At 71.6% G+C, this 14,830-nt stretch carries 12 protein-coding genes and 1 pseudogene; 4 read left to right on the forward strand and 9 right to left on the reverse strand.

The genetic code is table 11. The features are described from left to right. Positions 1 to 9: 9 nt before the first annotated feature. The 4 genes from AB0M02_RS45415 to AB0M02_RS45430 all read right to left on the reverse strand — a co-directional run bounded on the left by AB0M02_RS45415 (position 10) and on the right by AB0M02_RS45430 (position 3,972). Positions 10 to 291, reverse strand: coding sequence for a GlsB/YeaQ/YmgE family stress response membrane protein (locus AB0M02_RS45415; protein ID WP_364238746.1), 282 nt, complete (start codon positions 289 to 291; stop codon positions 10 to 12). Between the two features lie 114 nt (positions 292 to 405). Beyond that, positions 406 to 2,283, reverse strand: a complete 1,878-nt coding sequence (gene lepA / locus AB0M02_RS45420; protein ID WP_364238747.1) for a translation elongation factor 4 — start codon at positions 2,281 to 2,283, stop codon at positions 406 to 408. A gap of 226 nt (positions 2,284 to 2,509) precedes the next feature. Next, on the reverse strand, positions 2,510 to 3,307 hold the full coding sequence (locus AB0M02_RS45425) for an MOSC domain-containing protein (protein ID WP_364238748.1): 798 nt from the start codon (positions 3,305 to 3,307) through the stop codon (positions 2,510 to 2,512). A gap of 128 nt (positions 3,308 to 3,435) precedes the next feature. Beyond that, positions 3,436 to 3,972 (reverse strand): DUF4240 domain-containing protein, encoded by a 537-nt coding sequence (locus tag AB0M02_RS45430; RefSeq protein ID WP_364238749.1) that lies wholly within the window; start codon positions 3,970 to 3,972, stop codon positions 3,436 to 3,438. A 54-nt stretch (positions 3,973 to 4,026) separates the two neighbouring features. On the opposite strand from AB0M02_RS45430, the gene AB0M02_RS45435 reads away from it, so the two are divergent. Beyond that, positions 4,027 to 5,001: a phosphotransferase gene (locus tag AB0M02_RS45435; RefSeq protein ID WP_364238750.1), complete on the forward strand. Its 975-nt coding sequence runs from the start codon at positions 4,027 to 4,029 to the stop codon at positions 4,999 to 5,001. Positions 5,002 to 5,295: 294 nt separating this feature from the next. Then, on the forward strand, positions 5,296 to 5,562 hold the full coding sequence (gene rpsT, locus AB0M02_RS45440) for a 30S ribosomal protein S20 (protein WP_364238751.1): 267 nt from the start codon (positions 5,296 to 5,298) through the stop codon (positions 5,560 to 5,562). A 1,398-nt stretch (positions 5,563 to 6,960) separates the two neighbouring features. On the opposite strand, the pseudogene AB0M02_RS45445 reads toward rpsT, so the two are convergent. The 4 genes and pseudogenes from AB0M02_RS45445 to AB0M02_RS45460 form a co-directional block, all read right to left on the reverse strand. Continuing rightward, positions 6,961 to 7,191: pseudogene (locus tag AB0M02_RS45445) on the reverse strand (hypothetical protein); the annotation flags it as partial. Next, complete coding sequence (gene holA, locus AB0M02_RS45450; RefSeq protein ID WP_364238752.1) at positions 7,188 to 8,171, reverse strand: DNA polymerase III subunit delta; 984 nt, start codon at positions 8,169 to 8,171, stop codon at positions 7,188 to 7,190. The pseudogene AB0M02_RS45445 and the gene holA, both read right to left, overlap by 4 nt. 654 nt (positions 8,172 to 8,825) lie before the next feature. After that, complete coding sequence (locus AB0M02_RS45455; protein ID WP_364238753.1) at positions 8,826 to 11,159, reverse strand: ComEC/Rec2 family competence protein; 2,334 nt, start codon at positions 11,157 to 11,159, stop codon at positions 8,826 to 8,828. Next, positions 11,159 to 11,815, reverse strand: coding sequence for a ComEA family DNA-binding protein (locus AB0M02_RS45460; protein ID WP_364238754.1), 657 nt, complete (start codon positions 11,813 to 11,815; stop codon positions 11,159 to 11,161). Before AB0M02_RS45460 ends, AB0M02_RS45455 begins: the two co-directional genes overlap by 1 nt. Before the next feature lie 368 nt (positions 11,816 to 12,183). On the opposite strand from AB0M02_RS45460, the gene AB0M02_RS45465 reads away from it, so the two are divergent. Together AB0M02_RS45465 and AB0M02_RS45470 are read left to right on the forward strand one after the other, a co-directional pair. Further along, positions 12,184 to 12,942, forward strand: a complete 759-nt coding sequence (locus AB0M02_RS45465) for a putative protein N(5)-glutamine methyltransferase (RefSeq protein WP_364238755.1) — start codon at positions 12,184 to 12,186, stop codon at positions 12,940 to 12,942. Between the two features lie 11 nt (positions 12,943 to 12,953). Then, entirely contained in the window at positions 12,954 to 13,970 is a 1,017-nt protein-coding gene (locus AB0M02_RS45470; RefSeq protein WP_364238756.1) for a hypothetical protein, read from the forward strand. On the opposite strand, the gene AB0M02_RS45475 is transcribed toward AB0M02_RS45470, so the two are convergent. Next, positions 13,962 to 14,813 (reverse strand): DegV family protein, encoded by an 852-nt coding sequence (locus AB0M02_RS45475; RefSeq protein ID WP_364238757.1) that lies wholly within the window; start codon positions 14,811 to 14,813, stop codon positions 13,962 to 13,964. The genes AB0M02_RS45470 and AB0M02_RS45475 overlap by 9 nt on opposite strands. Positions 14,814 to 14,830 lie beyond the last annotated feature (17 nt).

Below are 14,830 nucleotides of genomic sequence, written 5' to 3' on the forward strand. Positions count from 1 at the left end.
GGTCGGTGATTACCGGGTCAGGCGGCGGCGACCGCCGACACCGGCCACCAGGGCCACACCGATCGCGGCGAGAACGACCTGGAAGAAGAACTCGATCCAGTCGAAACCGGCGGTGTCAGCGACGCCCGCGGCACGGGCGATCACGGTGCCCAGCAGGGCGGCGACAACACCGACGACCATGGTCAGCCAGATCGGGATGTTCTGCCGGCCAGGTACCACCAGCCGGCCGAGCGCGCCGATGACCAGACCGACGATCAGGGCGACGATGATTCCGGTGAGGGTGAATTCCATCTTTTCCTCCTCGGGGGGTGAAGCATTGTGGTTGCGTCCGTCGAGCCCCTGAGTTCCCGACGTCCCCGAACCTCAAACCGCCCTGTTTTTTGTCCCGGAACCGCTACCGCACCCCTACTTCTTGCCGCCCTTGGGATCGGCCGCCTCGGTCGTGGACAGCGCTGCGATGAAGGCCTCCTGGGGCACCTCGACGCGGCCGACCATCTTCATCCGCTTCTTGCCTTCCTTCTGCTTCTCGAGCAGCTTGCGCTTACGGCTGATGTCACCGCCGTAGCACTTGGCGAGCACGTCCTTGCGGATCGCGCGGATCGTCTCGCGGGCGATGATCCGGCTGCCGATGGCCGCCTGGATCGGCACCTCGAACTGCTGCCGCGGGATGAGTTTCTGCAGCTTGGCGGCGATCGTAGTGCCGTACCCGTACGCCTTGTCCTTGTGCACGATCGCGCTGAACGCGTCGACTGGCTCGCCGTGCAGCAGGATGTCCACCTTCACCAGGTCGGCCACCTGCTCGCCGGAGGGCTCGTAGTCGAGCGACGCGTACCCCTTGGTCTTGCTCTTCAACTGGTCGAAGAAGTCGAAGATGATCTCGGCGAGCGGCAGCGTGTACCGCAGTTCCACCCGTTCGGCTGACAGGTACTCCATGCCGAGCAGGCTGCCGCGGCGGCTCTGGCACAGCTCCATGACGGCGCCCACGTACTCGTTGGGCACCAGCACGGTGGCCCGCACGACCGGCTCGTGGATCTCGGCGATCTTGCCGTTGGGGAACTCGCTCGGGTTGGTCACCGTGGACTCCTTCGCGTCCTCGGTGATCACCTGGTAGACCACGTTCGGCGCGGTGGAGATCAGGTCGAGGTTGAACTCACGCTCGAGCCGCTCACCGATGATCTCCAGGTGCAGCAGGCCGAGGTAGCCGACCCGGAACCCGAAACCGAGCGCCGCCGACGTCTCCGGCTCGTAGGTGAGCGCCGCGTCGTTGAGCTTCAACTTGTCGAGCGCGTCACGCAGCGCCGGGTAGTCCGAGCCGTCGATCGGGTATAGGCCGGAGTAGACCATCGGCTTCGGGTCCTTGTAGCCCCCGAGAGCCTCCTTGGCCGGCCGGTTGTTGCCGGTGACGGTGTCGCCGACCTTCGACTGGCGGACGTCCTTCACACCGGTGATCAGGTAACCGACCTCACCGACGCCGAGCGCCCCCGCCTTCTCCATCTCGGGCGAGACGACACCGATCTCCAACAGCTCGTGCACCGCGCCGGTGGACATCATCTTGATCCGGTCGCGCGCCTCGATCCGCCCGTCGATCACCCGGACGTACGTGACGACACCGCGATACACGTCATAGACCGAGTCGAAGATCATGGCCCGTGCCGGCGCGTCGGCGTCACCCACCGGCGCCACGAACTGCCGGACGATCTCGTCCAGCAGGTGATCGACACCGACACCGGTCTTGCCGGAGACCCGGAGCACGTCGCTCGGCTCACACCCGATCAGCTTCGCGAGCTCCTCGGCGTACTTCTCCGGCTGCGCCGCGGGCAGGTCGATCTTGTTGAGCACCGGGATGATGTGGAGGTCGTTCTCCATCGCCAGGTACAGGTTGGCGAGAGTCTGCGCCTCGATACCCTGCGCGGCGTCGACCAGCAGGACCGCGCCCTCACAGGCGGCCAGGCTCCGCGACACCTCGTAGGTGAAGTCGACGTGCCCCGGGGTGTCGATCATGTTGAGGACGACTGATTCGCCCTGCCTGTCGCCCTCCCGAACCGTCCACGGCATGCGCACGGCCTGCGACTTGATCGTGATGCCGCGCTCGCGTTCGATGTCCATCCGGTCGAGGTACTGCGCGCGCATCTGGCGCGGGTCGACCACCCCGGTGATCTGCAACATCCGGTCGGCCAGCGTCGACTTGCCGTGGTCGATGTGCGCGATGATGCAGAAGTTGCGGATACGGCTGGGATCGGTCGATCCGATCACATTCACGCCGGGGTCGAGCGGTCCAGGCACGGTCTTCCGTTCTTCTCAAGGCTGGTCTTCGCAGGCGATCTCACCGAGCCGACCCAGGCCGACCCCGCCGACAACCAAGTCGGCGCCTCCTATCGTCCCACGTCCACCGACCCACCTCCGCTCACACCCGCTCCCCACCCCGCACCGCCCCGCTCACACCCACTCCCCACCCCGCACCGCCCCGCTCACACCCACTCCCCACCCCGCACCGCCCCGCGAGCCGGTGTCAGACGAGTTCCAGCGGCTCACCCTCGCCCGGCGGAAACTCGATGCTCACCGGATCCCCCGGCCGCACCACACCACCTCGCAGCACCACCGCCATCACGCCCGCCTTGCGCACGACGTTGCCCTCGCCGTCATGCCCGACCATCTCCTTGAGCAGCCCCGCCCGAAACCCGTTGATCTGCGCACACGGATTCCGCAACCCGGTCACCACAACCGCCGCCCGCGCGTCCCCGTCCACCTCATCGCCCGCCGCCGCCCGAGCCGTCGCCGCCGCCTCATCGCGCGCCGCCGCCGCCTCAACCGCCGCAGCCGCCCGAGCCGTCGCCTCGTCCAACGTCGCCGCCCGAGCCGCCGCCAGCACACCCGCGACCGCCCCCGGCGCACTCCCCGAAGCCCCCGCTCCACGCGAACCGCCCCCGAGCCCGCCGTCCGCCGGCGCCCCGTCCGCCGGCGCCCCGTCTGCCCGCGTCCGCCCGAACCGCAGGATCGTCCCCCGCGGCAGCCCCAGCAGATCGATCCCGCGGGTGGTGACGTTCTCCCCCAACCCGCCCGGCGGAACCGCATACCCCTTCCCCGCCACCTCCTCGAACAGCTCCGCCTGGATCAGGTGCACCTGCCGCAGGTTCGGCTGTCCCGGATCCAGCTTCACCCGGTGACGGTGCCGCACATGCACCCCCGCATGCACGTCCCCGCTCACCCCGAGACCCGCCACCAGCACGATCTCGTCCCGGTTCGGCTTGGTGAACGTGTACTCGTCGTTACAACTGACCGCGGCAACCGTCCCCTGCTCAGCACTCATGCCGCCGAGTCTGTCCCCCCACCGCACCCGCCCACGACGCCATTTCCCGCAATGCGGCCAGCCCGCGACACGACCAGCCCGCGACACGACCAGCCCGCGACACGACCAGCCCGCAATACGGCCAGCCCCTAGTCCGGCGGCTCCAGGAACAGCGCGGACAGCCTCGGCAGCCGACGGCGCATCTCGTCCTCGTTGTCGAAGTCCCAGAGATCGGCCACCTCCGGCCGGCTCCGCGGACGGTCCGGTCTCTCCGGCAGCGGCTCGCCGGTGGCTTTCTCATGGGCCCGGTCGGCGATGGTCAGCACCTCCTCCGCCTCGAAGATCGCGTCGGCCTCGGCGGCCGCTTTGATCGCTGCCACGTTCGCCAGCACGTCGGGTGAGCGCACCGCGCTGGCGACCGCGTTGCGGCCGTGCGCGATGAGCCAGCCGCGGAAGTTGTCGAAGCCCTCCTCCGAGCAGCCACCGTGAATCAGGTAGGCCGCCGCCCACAGATCCTCGGTGCCGGACGCGGCGAGCACCTTGTCGAGGTGGCTCGCCCAGGCGACGATCTCCTCGGGATCGCGCGCGGCCAGATCGGCGACGGCCCGCTCGGCGACCTCGGCGGGCGAGGCGGGCCGATCCGCGGTGGCACGGTCGATGACCGCCCAGAAATCGTCGGTTCTCATGGATGCGATCCTCCCAGTGGGGTACGACATTTCCGCCGGCGACAGGATGGGGACATGCGGCCGATCTCGTTGCCCGACGTACCGTATGACGCGACAGCCGTACGCCCGAATTGGTCTGATCTGCCGAAAAGCGTGCGAAATGCGATAAGCCTGCGCCTCGGTGGGCCGATCATCGCCGCGCGCAGCGCAGGCGGCGGCTTCACCCGCGCCTTCGCCGCGAAGATCACCAGCCAGGCGGGGGTCGAGGTTTTCGTCAAGGCCGCGCCACTGCGAGATCCAACATCACATTGGTACGCGAGGGAGGCTGCGATCACCGCCGCCCTCCCGCCCGGAGTGACCGCCGCCCGGCCACGCTGGACGATGACGGAGGCCGGGTGGTTCGTCCTGTGCCTGGAAGCCGTCGACGGCCGGATCCCCACCCTGCCCTGGTCCGCCGACGACCTGAACGCCACGCTGACCAGCTGGTCCGCAGCCGCCGCAGCCCTGGCCGAGCCCTCACCCGCCCTGCTCGCCGTCGGCCTGCCGGCGCTCCCGGAGATCCTGCGCACCGAGATGTCATGGTGGTCACAGATCGCCGCCGGCCGCGAGCCGATGCCGTTCACCGCGCACGACACGGTCGCCTCCTCCCACCTGGCCGAACTCGCCGCACTCGAACAGGCCCTCCCCACCCTCGCCGCCGGCACCTCGATGTCACACGGCGACCTGCGGCTCGACAACGTACTGATCGACGCCGACGGCCACGCCTGGCTGTGCGACTGGACCTGGCCCTGCCTCGGAGCACCCTGGTTCGACACGGTCACGTTGCTGGTCAGCGCGTACGCCAGCGGCCTGGACACCGACACCCCCCTCCGCGACCGCGACGCGCCGGACGCCGGGGTCGACGGTGCACTGGCCGCTCTGTCCGGGTACTGGCTGGTGCGCGCGGCGGACGGCCCCAGCAGCGCCTCCCCGCACAGCCGTCAGCATCAGCGGTTCAGCGGCACGCAGGCACTGGCCTGGCTCGCCGAACGCCGTGGCTGGGCTCGGTGAGCCGCCTCGCTCCCTCCGCCGCCCGTCCCTCTTCCGCCGCCCGTCCCTCTTCCGCCGCCCGTTCCCCTTCCGCAGCTTGGCCCTTCCGCAGCTTGGCCCTTCGGCAGCTTGGCCCTTCGGCAGCTTGGCCCTTCCGCCGCTTGATCCCGGAGTCGTTTTGGCGGCTCGCAGCCGTGCTGGTAGTCTGGCTCATCGCGTGTGGTGACACGTTACTGTCGGCTGCACCGGCTCCCAGCCGGGACAGCGCCACCGCTTGAGACCATTTTCCGAACCTAGTCAGGACAAGGCTGTCGCGTGGCGAACATCAAGTCCCAGATCAAGCGCAACCGGCAGAACGAGAAGGCCCGTCTGCGCAACAAGTCGGTCAAGTCTTCGCTGAAGACCGTGATCCGCAAGCTGCACGAGGCGAGCGACTCGGGTAACACCGAGACGGCCACCGCTCTGCTGCGTGACGCCTCGCGTCAGCTCGACAAGGCTGTCAGCAAGGGCGTCATCCACAAGAACCAGGCGGCCAACCGCAAGTCGGCCATCGCCAAGAAGATCGCCTCGCTGTCGGCCTGATCTGCCACCAAGGCTGATCCACTCGTCCGACTCAGGACCGAACCGCACGGACGCGGCCGGCCCCGAAAGGCGAGCAGGCTCAACGAAACCGGGCACCGCCGGAACCCAGGGTTCCGGCGCGGTGCCCGGTTTCGTTTGCGTACCCGACGACCGCTGTGACACCCGCCTTCCGAACCCGCCATCCCGGAGAGTGCCGCGGCACCGTCCTGAGGCCACCGCGCCGCCCCGGAAGAGCCGCCGCACGGTCCCGGAGAGCAGCCGCATCCCGGAGAGCCGCCGCACAGCCCCAAGCGCGCCATCATCCCGGAGAGCCGCCGCACGACCCCAAGCACGCCACCATCCCGGAGAGCAGCCGCATCCCGGAGAGCCGCCGCACAGCCCCAAGCGCGCCACCATCCCGGAGAGCCGCCGCACGGCCCCGAGGGCGCCACCATCCCGGAGCGCCGTTGCACCTCCACTCGGTGCCACCCCAACACCTGGACCGATGTACCTACCACCTCGGCCGCGTGAGTCTCACCCGAAGGCAGCGACAGCCGACCTCGGCGCTCACTCGTAGCGGCGCGCGGCTGCCTGACGTGCGATCTGCTGACGAACATCAAGCGGGTCCGCCCACGAACGCCGACCCGCACCACCACTCACCTGCGGCCGGCCCTCGGCGTCCTCAGCCCCAGTTCCCGCCCGGCCGTAGGACGCCCCAGCATAGGACGCCCCAGCACCACCCGCAGACGACTCAGCATGCGGAGCAGCACCATGCCGACCGTAGCCATAGGGATCAGCCGAGAACCGCGACGAAGACGCCACCGACTCGCCCGCCACCTGACCGCCGGGCAAGTCGACGCTGAACCGATCCCCACGCACCGGCTCGCCCACCCCGAACTCAGCCCCGGCCCGCCCCGCGCCAGCAGACTCCGCCGCACGGAAATCAGCCCCGGCCCGCCCCGCGCCAGCAGACTCCGCCGCGCGGAAGTCCCTGGCCCGCGCGGAGTCAGGCGCGACAACGCCCGACCCGGACCACGCCGAGCCAGCCGCCCGGAAGGCGGTCCCAGATCGCGCCGAGTCGGCCGTCGAAAAACCGGATCGCGCCGAGTCGGCCCCTGAGAAGCCTGACCCGGATCGCGCCGAGTCGGCCCCTGAGAAGCCTGACCCGGGTCGCGCGGAGTCGACTGTCGGGAAGCCTGACCTTGATCGAGGCGCCTGGGCTGCGGGGGAGCTCGAACCGTGACGCACCGAGGCCGCGGAATCCGACGCGCGGAAGCCACCCACCGCCGAATGCTCGGAGGGCGCGAACGCCGCCGCATGCGCAGAGGGCGCGAAGCCCCCAGCGGGCATTGCCGGGCGCAGCACGGAGGCGCGGGCCATAGCCGGGCGGGTGGTGAGCGGGGCCTGGGTGAACGTGCCCGCGACCAGGTCGTTGAACTTCACCATCAGGGCAACGGTCACCGGCAGGACCAGGACGCCCCACCAGCTGACCAGTTCAGCGAGGGCGAGCAGGACTCCGAGGACGATCGCGCCCTCGAGGAAGACGAAGCAGAGCAGGCCGCTGGGTGCGAGGTGGCGCAGCCGGAGAACACGGGCGTAGAGCGGCGCCGGCGCCACCTCGGCGCGGCGGGAGCGGACGGTGCGGGTCAACGGGCACCGCCGGACCGGCGGGCGGCTGCCACCGCGAAGACTGCCTGCTCCAGTGCAAATCCCCGGTCCTCGGCGCCGCCCTTGACGGCGGCGTTGCAGTCGGCCGCCGCGCGCATCGCGTCGATGAGGCCCTCCGGGGTCCAGCCGCGGCTGCGCTCCTGGGCACGCTGAATCTTCCAGGCAGGCATGCCGAGGGTGGAGGCCAACTGGTACGGATTACCGCGCCCCGCAGACGCCACCCGAGCGACTGTCCGCACCCCGTCGGCCAGCGCGTCCGCGATCGGCACCGGGTCGACGCCGACGTGCAGTGCCCAGCGCAGCGCCTCCAGCGCTCCCGGCACGTCGCCGACGATCGCGGCGTCGGCAACCGTGAAGCCGCTGACCTCGGCGCGACCCTTGTAGTAGCGGGCCACGACCGCCTCGCTGATCTTGCCGTCGGTGTCCGCGAGCAGTTGCGAACAGGCCGCGGCGATCTCCCGCAGATCGTTCCCGACCGACGCGAGCAGGGCGGACGCGGCCGCCTCGTCGCAGCGCGCCCCCTGACGCCGGAACTCGTCCCGCACGAACGCGATGCGCTCCCGATCGTTCTTCAGCTTCGCCGCGGGCTCGACGACCGCACCGGCAGCGCGCAGGCCGTCGGCGAACGCCTTGCCCTTGGCCCCACCCAGATGGGTGACGACGAGCGTCACGTCGGGGTCGGGGTTCTTGGCATAGGCCAACAGCGCGGTGACGAGATCCTTGCGCGCGTCCTGACCGCTTCGGATCACCAGAACCCGCCGCCCGCCGAACAGCGACGGACTCAGCATCTCGGCGACCTCGCCGGCACTCAGCGCGCCCCCCTCGTATTCCCGCACGTCAGCGCCGGGGTCGGCCGCACGAGCAGCCTCCACCGCCGCCGCGACGGCACGGGCGGCGAGCAGCTCCTCGTCGCCTTGAACGAGCAACAACGAGACGGGTGACGCGGAATTCACGTCCGACATCGTCGCACGCTGCACCGACAAGTCCGCACGCCTCACTCCTTAGCGCATGGACGCCGATCACCGAACGCGAAACTCGACATATCGGCCGCTCGGCATACCCCCGCCCACATAAAGTCGTCTGCTCAGGCCAAACTCCACCCCTGCGCAACAAATCCGGTTAACGACCATTTGTAACCGTTTCACCCAGAGTGCCGCCTTCCCGAATCCCTCACCCGCGCGTGTCGCCGCCAACGCCAGCCGAAACCGCTCAAACAAAGAACCAAGACGCGCACCGCCGCCCGCGGCGGGCAAGGGCCGGGCGAGCGGGCAAAGGCCGGGCGAGCGGGCAAAGGCCGGGCGAGCGAGCGAGCGAGGGCCAGGCGAGCGGGCAAAGGCCGGGCGGGCAAGGGGCCGGGCGGGCGAGCGGGCAAGGGCCAGGCGAGCGGGCAAGGGCCAGGCGAGCGGGCAAGGGCCAGGCGAGCGGGCAAGGGCCAGGCGAGCGGGCAAGGGCCGGGCGAGCGGGCAGGCAAGGGCCGGGCGGGCGAGCGGGCGGGCAAGGGCCGGGCGGGCGAGCGGGCGGGCAAGGGCCGGGCGGGCGAGCGGGCGGGCAAGGGCCGGGCGGGCGAGCGGGCGGGCAAGGACCGGGCGGGCGGGCAGTCACAAGCCGCAAACCCGCTAAGCCGGCGGATTACCCCGAGCCGCTACCGCCAGCCCACCCTCCCCCACAGCGACTGCCGCCACATCCCCCCACTCATCCGTACGCATGATCCGCGCCCCACCCCTCCCCAACCGCTCCATCACCCCCGGATTCGGATGCCCGTAGTCATTCCCCCGCCCCACCGAAACCAGCGCCACCGCCGGCCGAACCGCCTCCAACATCGCCTCCGACTGCAGCGAACTCCCGTGATGCGCCACCTTCAACACATCGGCCCGCAGCGCCGCCCCACCCCACCGAGCCACCAGATCCTCCTGCTCCTCCGTCTCCGCATCCCCCAGCAACAGCACCGTCCGCGCCCCCACCCGCGCCCGCAGGATGAGCGAGTTGTTGTTCGGATCCGAGTTCGTACCCCGCATCGGCGCGACCGGCCCCAGCACCTCCAACCGCAGCCCTCCGACCGAATATGACCACCCAGGGCCGACCGCCCGCACCGCCGTCCCGGCACGAGCCGCCGCACCCTCCACCGCCGACACACCTCCCAGCGGCTCCGGCCAGTCCGGCGTGATCACCGCGTCCACCCGCCGTCCACGGAACACCCCGCTCGCCCCCGCTACGTGGTCAGAGTGGAAGTGGCTCACCACGAAGAGCACGACCCGCCGTACCCCCAGTCCCCGAAGACACCGATCAACCGCGTCCGGCTCGGGCCCCGCGTCCACCACCACCGCACGCCCCTCCCCCGCGGGCAGCACGACCGCGTCCCCCTGCCCCACCGCGCAGGCCACGACCAGCCAGCCCGGCGGCGGCCACCCCGGCGCCAGGACACGAACCGGCAGCGAACCCAGCACCGCCCCGAGCGCCACCACAGCCGCCAGACGGCGTACCACGACCCGCCGCGCCGCCACCAGGAACATCACCGTGAGCACGGCCAGCAGCAGCCCACCCACCGCGCCGGCCGGCCACGGCAGCGCGCCCGCCGGCACCCTCGCCCCGGCATGCGCCACCAGCACGAGCCACTGCGCCGGCCAGTGCCCCAGCCAGGCGAGGAACTCCGCACCGGCCGGCCAGATCGGCGACAGCACCGCCGCGCCCACGCCGAGGAGCGTCGCCGGGGCGATCGCCGGCACCGCGAGCAGGTTGGCCGGCACCGACACCAGGCTGACCGTTCCGGAGATGGCCGCGACCACCGGCCCGCACGCCACCTGCGCGGCCGCCGGAACCGCCAGCGCCTCCGCCGCACCGACCGGCCAGCCGCGCCGCCGCAGCCCGTCACGCCAGGCGGGCGCGAGCAGCAGCAGACCCGCGGTGGCCAGCACGGAGAGCGCGAAGCCGGGATCGCCCGCGAGCTCCGGGTCCGCGATCAGCAGCACCGAGGCCCCGGCCGCCAGCGCGGGCACCGCGGCACGAGGACGCCCGGCCGCGAGACCCAGCAGCCCGATCGCACCCATCGCCGCCGCCCGGATCACGCTCGGCGACGGCCGCGCCAGGATCACGAACCCCACCAGAGCAACCCCGCACAAACTTGCGCAGATCAGTGGTCCAGCTCTTGTCAGGCGTACGCAAAAAAGCACCACCCCAACCACAATCGCCACATTCGTCCCCGAGACGGCCGTCAGATGCGTCATCCCGGTAGTCCGAAAGTCCTCCTCCAACGCCGCGTCCAACCGGCTCGTGTCACCGACCACGAGTCCCGGAAGCAGCCCACCCGGCTCATCCGGCAACGACGAGCACGCGCGCTGAAGTCCACTCCGAAGCGTCCCCGCCGCCCGCTGAGCCCACGACGACCGCCCCACCAGAACCGGCGCCTTCCGAGCCGAGATCACCACAGCCCGCAGGTCCCCCGGCCGCGCCGGCTGCAGCCGCCCCCGCGCCACGACCCGCTGCCCCGGCAACAGCCCCCGCCACCCCGGGTCCGCCCCGAGAACCAGCGCCCGAGCCGACAACCGCACCGCTGCCGCGTCCTCGGGCCACACCGCCCGAAGCTCCACACCAACCAGATAGGTGGGCGGCTCCGCCGACCCCGTCAGCAACCGCGGATCGTCCCGGACCACCACCTCGACCCGAACCGGTTCCCCCGCCTCCACCAGCGCGACCAGCGCCCCCGCCTCCCGAACCGACACCCGCGCCGCCGTGGCGACAGCCCCACACCCCGCACCCAGTGCCGCCGCCACCGCGACCCACCGGAGCAGCCCCGACAGCCGGCGAACTCCCGAGGCGACGACGATCGCCACGACCAGCGCTGCGGCACCGACGCCCACCCCGGCCGCCGCGGACAGGTGCAGAGCTCCGAGCGCCGACAGCCACGTGCCCACCGTGAAGCCGGCCAGCCGCAGGTCCGGCACGCGGCGGGACATCAGACCGTCACCAGGTCCTTGAGCTGTTCGAACCGCGCCTCCCCGATCCCGTCGACCCTGCGCAGGTCGGCGACGGCCCGGAACCCGCCCTGAGCCTCACGGGCGTCGAGGATGCGCTGCGCCAGCACCGGCCCCACGCCGGGAAGCGAGTCAAGCTCCGCCAGGGACGCCGTGTTCAGGTTGACCAGCCCGCCCGGCGCCACCCCCGACGGGCCCGGGGCGGGCGGGGCAGGCGGGGCGGAGACGCCGACCATGATGAGTTCGCCGTCGGTCACTTTGCGGGCCAGGTTCAGCGACGCGACGTCCACACCCGGCTCGGGGCCGCCCGCCGCCTTCAGTGCGTCCGCCACCCGGGCGCCGGGTGCCAGCCTGACCAGTCCCGGCCGGCGCACCTTCCCGCCCACCGCGACCACCACCTCGGCCGCACCGGAGCTGCCCGAGGGCCCACCGCGACCGGCCGGCACACCGGACTCCGCGATCACCGTGCCGCCGAACGACGGAGCCACCGGCTCCACCCGCGGCCGAGCCCGCCAGGCCAGCACCGCCGCGATCACCACGACGACCACCGCCACGACAGCCAGCGCCCGCACACCAGGTCGCCCAGGATCGAGCGCACCCAACCAGGCCCGCCGCCCACCCCCGCCAAAGGCACCCACCCCGGCCGAAGAAGAATCCCGCGAAGCGGAGGAGGAAGTGGGGTCCCGCAGAGCCGAACCAGCCTCACCGTCCGACGACCCGGCCAAGCCGCCCCCGAACCCGCCACCACCCCCAGACACCCCACCGTCCACGAAAGGGTGACCATCCCCCGCAAGGTCCTCCTCAGACCACCCCGGAAGAATGTCGTCCCAGCTAAGCGCCCCGCGCTCACCCCCAGACCCACCCCCGAGCACCGCCCGGAGCCGCGCCCCGACCGCCTCACCGCTATCCTTCGCCTCTCGCACGCCCCCGAACGTAGGAACTCCCCGGCCCCCACTGCCCCACCCCCTGTGGACAGCCCGCCATTGTGGACAACGAGGATCCGCCCTTGACAACCATCGACAGGCTCCGCGCCGCAGGCTGCGTGTTCGCCGAGGAGGAGGCCGCGGTCCTGCACGAGGCCGCGCCCGACGACGCCACCCTCGAAGCGCTGCTCCAGAGGCGGATCAACGGCGAGCCCCTGGAGCAGGTCGTCGGATACGCCGACTTCTGTGGCGTACGCGTCCGCCTCCGCCCCGGCGTCTTCGTCCCCCGCGCCCGCAGCGCACTCCTCGTCAGGGTCGCCACCGAATCCTGCCCGGACAACGGCGTAGTGATCGACCTCTGCTGCGGCTCCGGCGCTCTGGGTCTGGCCTTGAAGAACCGCCGCCCCGGCATCGACCTGCACGCCACCGACCTGGACCCCGCCGCCGCCGAGTGCGCCCGGGACAATCTGGGACGAAACGTCTACCTGGGTGACCTCTACGAGCCCCTGCCCGAAAGGCTGAGAAGCAGAACCGACGTCATCCTCGCCAACGTCCCCTACGTAGCCACCAACCACATCCCGTTCCTCCCCGCCGAGGCCAGGGACCACGAACCCCGCACCGCCCTGGACGGCGGCGACGACGGCCTGACCGTGTTCCGCGCCGTCGCCGAGCAGGCCACCACCTGGCTCGTCCGAGGCGGGCTCCTGCTCACCGAGATCACCGAGGCGCAGGCCGGAACCGCGCTGGAGATCGCGCACAGCAACGGATTGACGGCCACCATCGCCACCGACGATGATCTCGACGCTCGCGTGATAGCCGCCCGGAGACCCCGGAGACCCTGAGGGATACAGCGATGCGGAGATTCGCCCGCGCTCGGCTGGCCGGCCGGGTCATCCGGCGGCTCCGTCGTGCCGGGATCAGGGATGCCCGCTATCACGCCCGGCCGTTCGAGATCCGCTTCACCGCGCCCGGCGACACCGAGCACACGATCATCCAGCTGGAGCCGCTGCTGGCCGGGCGCTACCGTCGCCGTCAGCTGGACGCGTTCGTCGCCGGCCTGCTGCGGACTTCCGGCCTTCCGGCCGACTGGGACCGGGCCGCACCTCTGCTGCGGCCCGTGCTGCGAGGCTTCGCGCCGGGCGCTCCGCTGCGGCGCCGGGCTTTGCCGTTTCTGTCCGAGTTCGTCGTGGTCGATCAGCCGGACACCATGACGTACGTGACTCCCGCACAGTCCGAGACCTGGCACGTGTCCCCCGCCGAGATCCACGCCACCGCCCGTGGCAACCTCTCCGGCGCCGTGCTCCACGGCACCGCGACCGGCCCCACGGTGATCCGCTTCGTGGACGACGGCGACTCCTACTGGACCTCGCACCTGCTGCTGGAGGGCTGGCTGGCCCGGCTCTCCGATCAGGTCGGCGGCACCCCGGTGGCGTTCGCGCCGGAGCGGGGCACGCTGCTGGTCGCCGCCGACGGCAGTGAACACCTGCCGGGTCTGTTCGCCCAGGCCGAGGAGTTCTACCTGCGCTCCGTGCGGGGTCTGACCCCGATGGCGTACGTCAGTGACGCCAACGGCTGCACGGTCCCCTACACCGCACCGCCGGGGCATCCCCTGCATCACCTGGTCCGGCGCGCCGAACGTGTCCTCGCCATGCACGAGTACGCCAGACAGGCCGCCGACTCCCCCGTCGAGATGGCCCCGCTGACGATCGCCGAGGGCGGGCGCACCCGGACCGTGGTGAAGGGCGGCGCGCTGCTGCCCGAGGCCGACGAGGTGGCGGTCGGCGACCGGGTGCTGCCCTGGGCGGAGATCGCGGGCACCCTGAGCCGGGTGGAAGATCTGTTTCCACCCCGCTGGCGCGCGTCAGCCTGACCGGCGGTGCACCACGACCCCGGCCAGTCCCGGCCCGGTGTGCGCGGCGACCACCGCACCCACCTCGGTGAGATAGCAGTCCCGCAGCCGGTCCCCGAGCCGTGTGCTGATCGCGTCCACCAGCGCCGAGGCCCGGTCCGGGGTGCCCAGGTGGTGCACGGCCACATCGGCCTCACCGTCGCCGGCCGCCTCCACCGCGAGGTCCACGAGCCGGACCAGTGCCCGGCCCGCGGTGCGCACCCTGTCCTTGACGACGACCTCGCCGTCCAGGACGTGCAGGATCGGCTTCACCGACAGCGCCGTGCCGACCAGCGCGGACGCCGCGCCGATCCGGCCGCCACGACGCAGGAACTCCAGCGTGTCGACGTAGAAGAACGTGGTCACGCGCTCCGAGCAGGCGACCGCTGTCCGGCGTACGGAATCGAGGTCTTCGCCTTTGGCCGCCGACGCGGCCGCAGCCAGCGCCGGAAAGCCCAGCCCCATCGCTGCCGTGCCGCTGTCCACGACCTGGACCTGCGGCCCGATCTCCGCCGCGGCGAGCTGGGCCGCCTCGAACGTGCCGGAGAGTTTCGCGGAGAGGTGCACGGAGACGACGCCGTCGGCCCCCGCGTCGAGCAGCCGGCGGAACTCGGCGGCGAACTGCGACGGCGCGGGCCGCGACGTACTCACGGCGACACGGCGCGTGCCGAGGGCCCGGGCGACCTCGGCCGGCGAGATCTCCAGGCCCTCGAGCCCGTCCCAGCCGTTGATGACGACGGTGAGCGGCACGATGGTCAATTCGTACGTGCCGCCCAGCTCGGCCGGCAGGTACGCGGTGGAGTCGGTCACGACCGCGATGGTCATGCAGGCAAGGTACTTGA

Origin of the sequence: Actinoplanes sp. NPDC051861 (genome assembly GCF_040681145.1) — a bacterium.
Classification (GTDB): domain Bacteria; phylum Actinomycetota; class Actinomycetes; order Mycobacteriales; family Micromonosporaceae; genus Actinoplanes.

Coding starts and splice junctions, on each gene's coding strand:
- AB0M02_RS45430 (WP_364238749.1), bottom strand. CDS start 3,972: ATGAGAACCGACGATTTCTGGGCGGTCATCGACCGTGCCACCGCGGAT.
- AB0M02_RS45455 (WP_364238753.1), bottom strand. CDS start 11,159: ATGTCCCGCCGCGTGCCGGACCTGCGGCTGGCCGGCTTCACGGTGGGC.
- AB0M02_RS45435 (WP_364238750.1), top strand. CDS start 4,027: ATGCGGCCGATCTCGTTGCCCGACGTACCGTATGACGCGACAGCCGTA.
- AB0M02_RS45475 (WP_364238757.1), bottom strand. CDS start 14,813: ATGACCATCGCGGTCGTGACCGACTCCACCGCGTACCTGCCGGCCGAG.
- AB0M02_RS45425 (WP_364238748.1), bottom strand. CDS start 3,307: ATGAGTGCTGAGCAGGGGACGGTTGCCGCGGTCAGTTGTAACGACGAG.
- AB0M02_RS45470 (WP_364238756.1), top strand. CDS start 12,954: ATGCGGAGATTCGCCCGCGCTCGGCTGGCCGGCCGGGTCATCCGGCGG.
- AB0M02_RS45415 (WP_364238746.1), bottom strand. CDS start 291: ATGGAATTCACCCTCACCGGAATCATCGTCGCCCTGATCGTCGGTCTG.
- holA (WP_364238752.1), bottom strand. CDS start 8,171: ATGTCGGACGTGAATTCCGCGTCACCCGTCTCGTTGTTGCTCGTTCAA.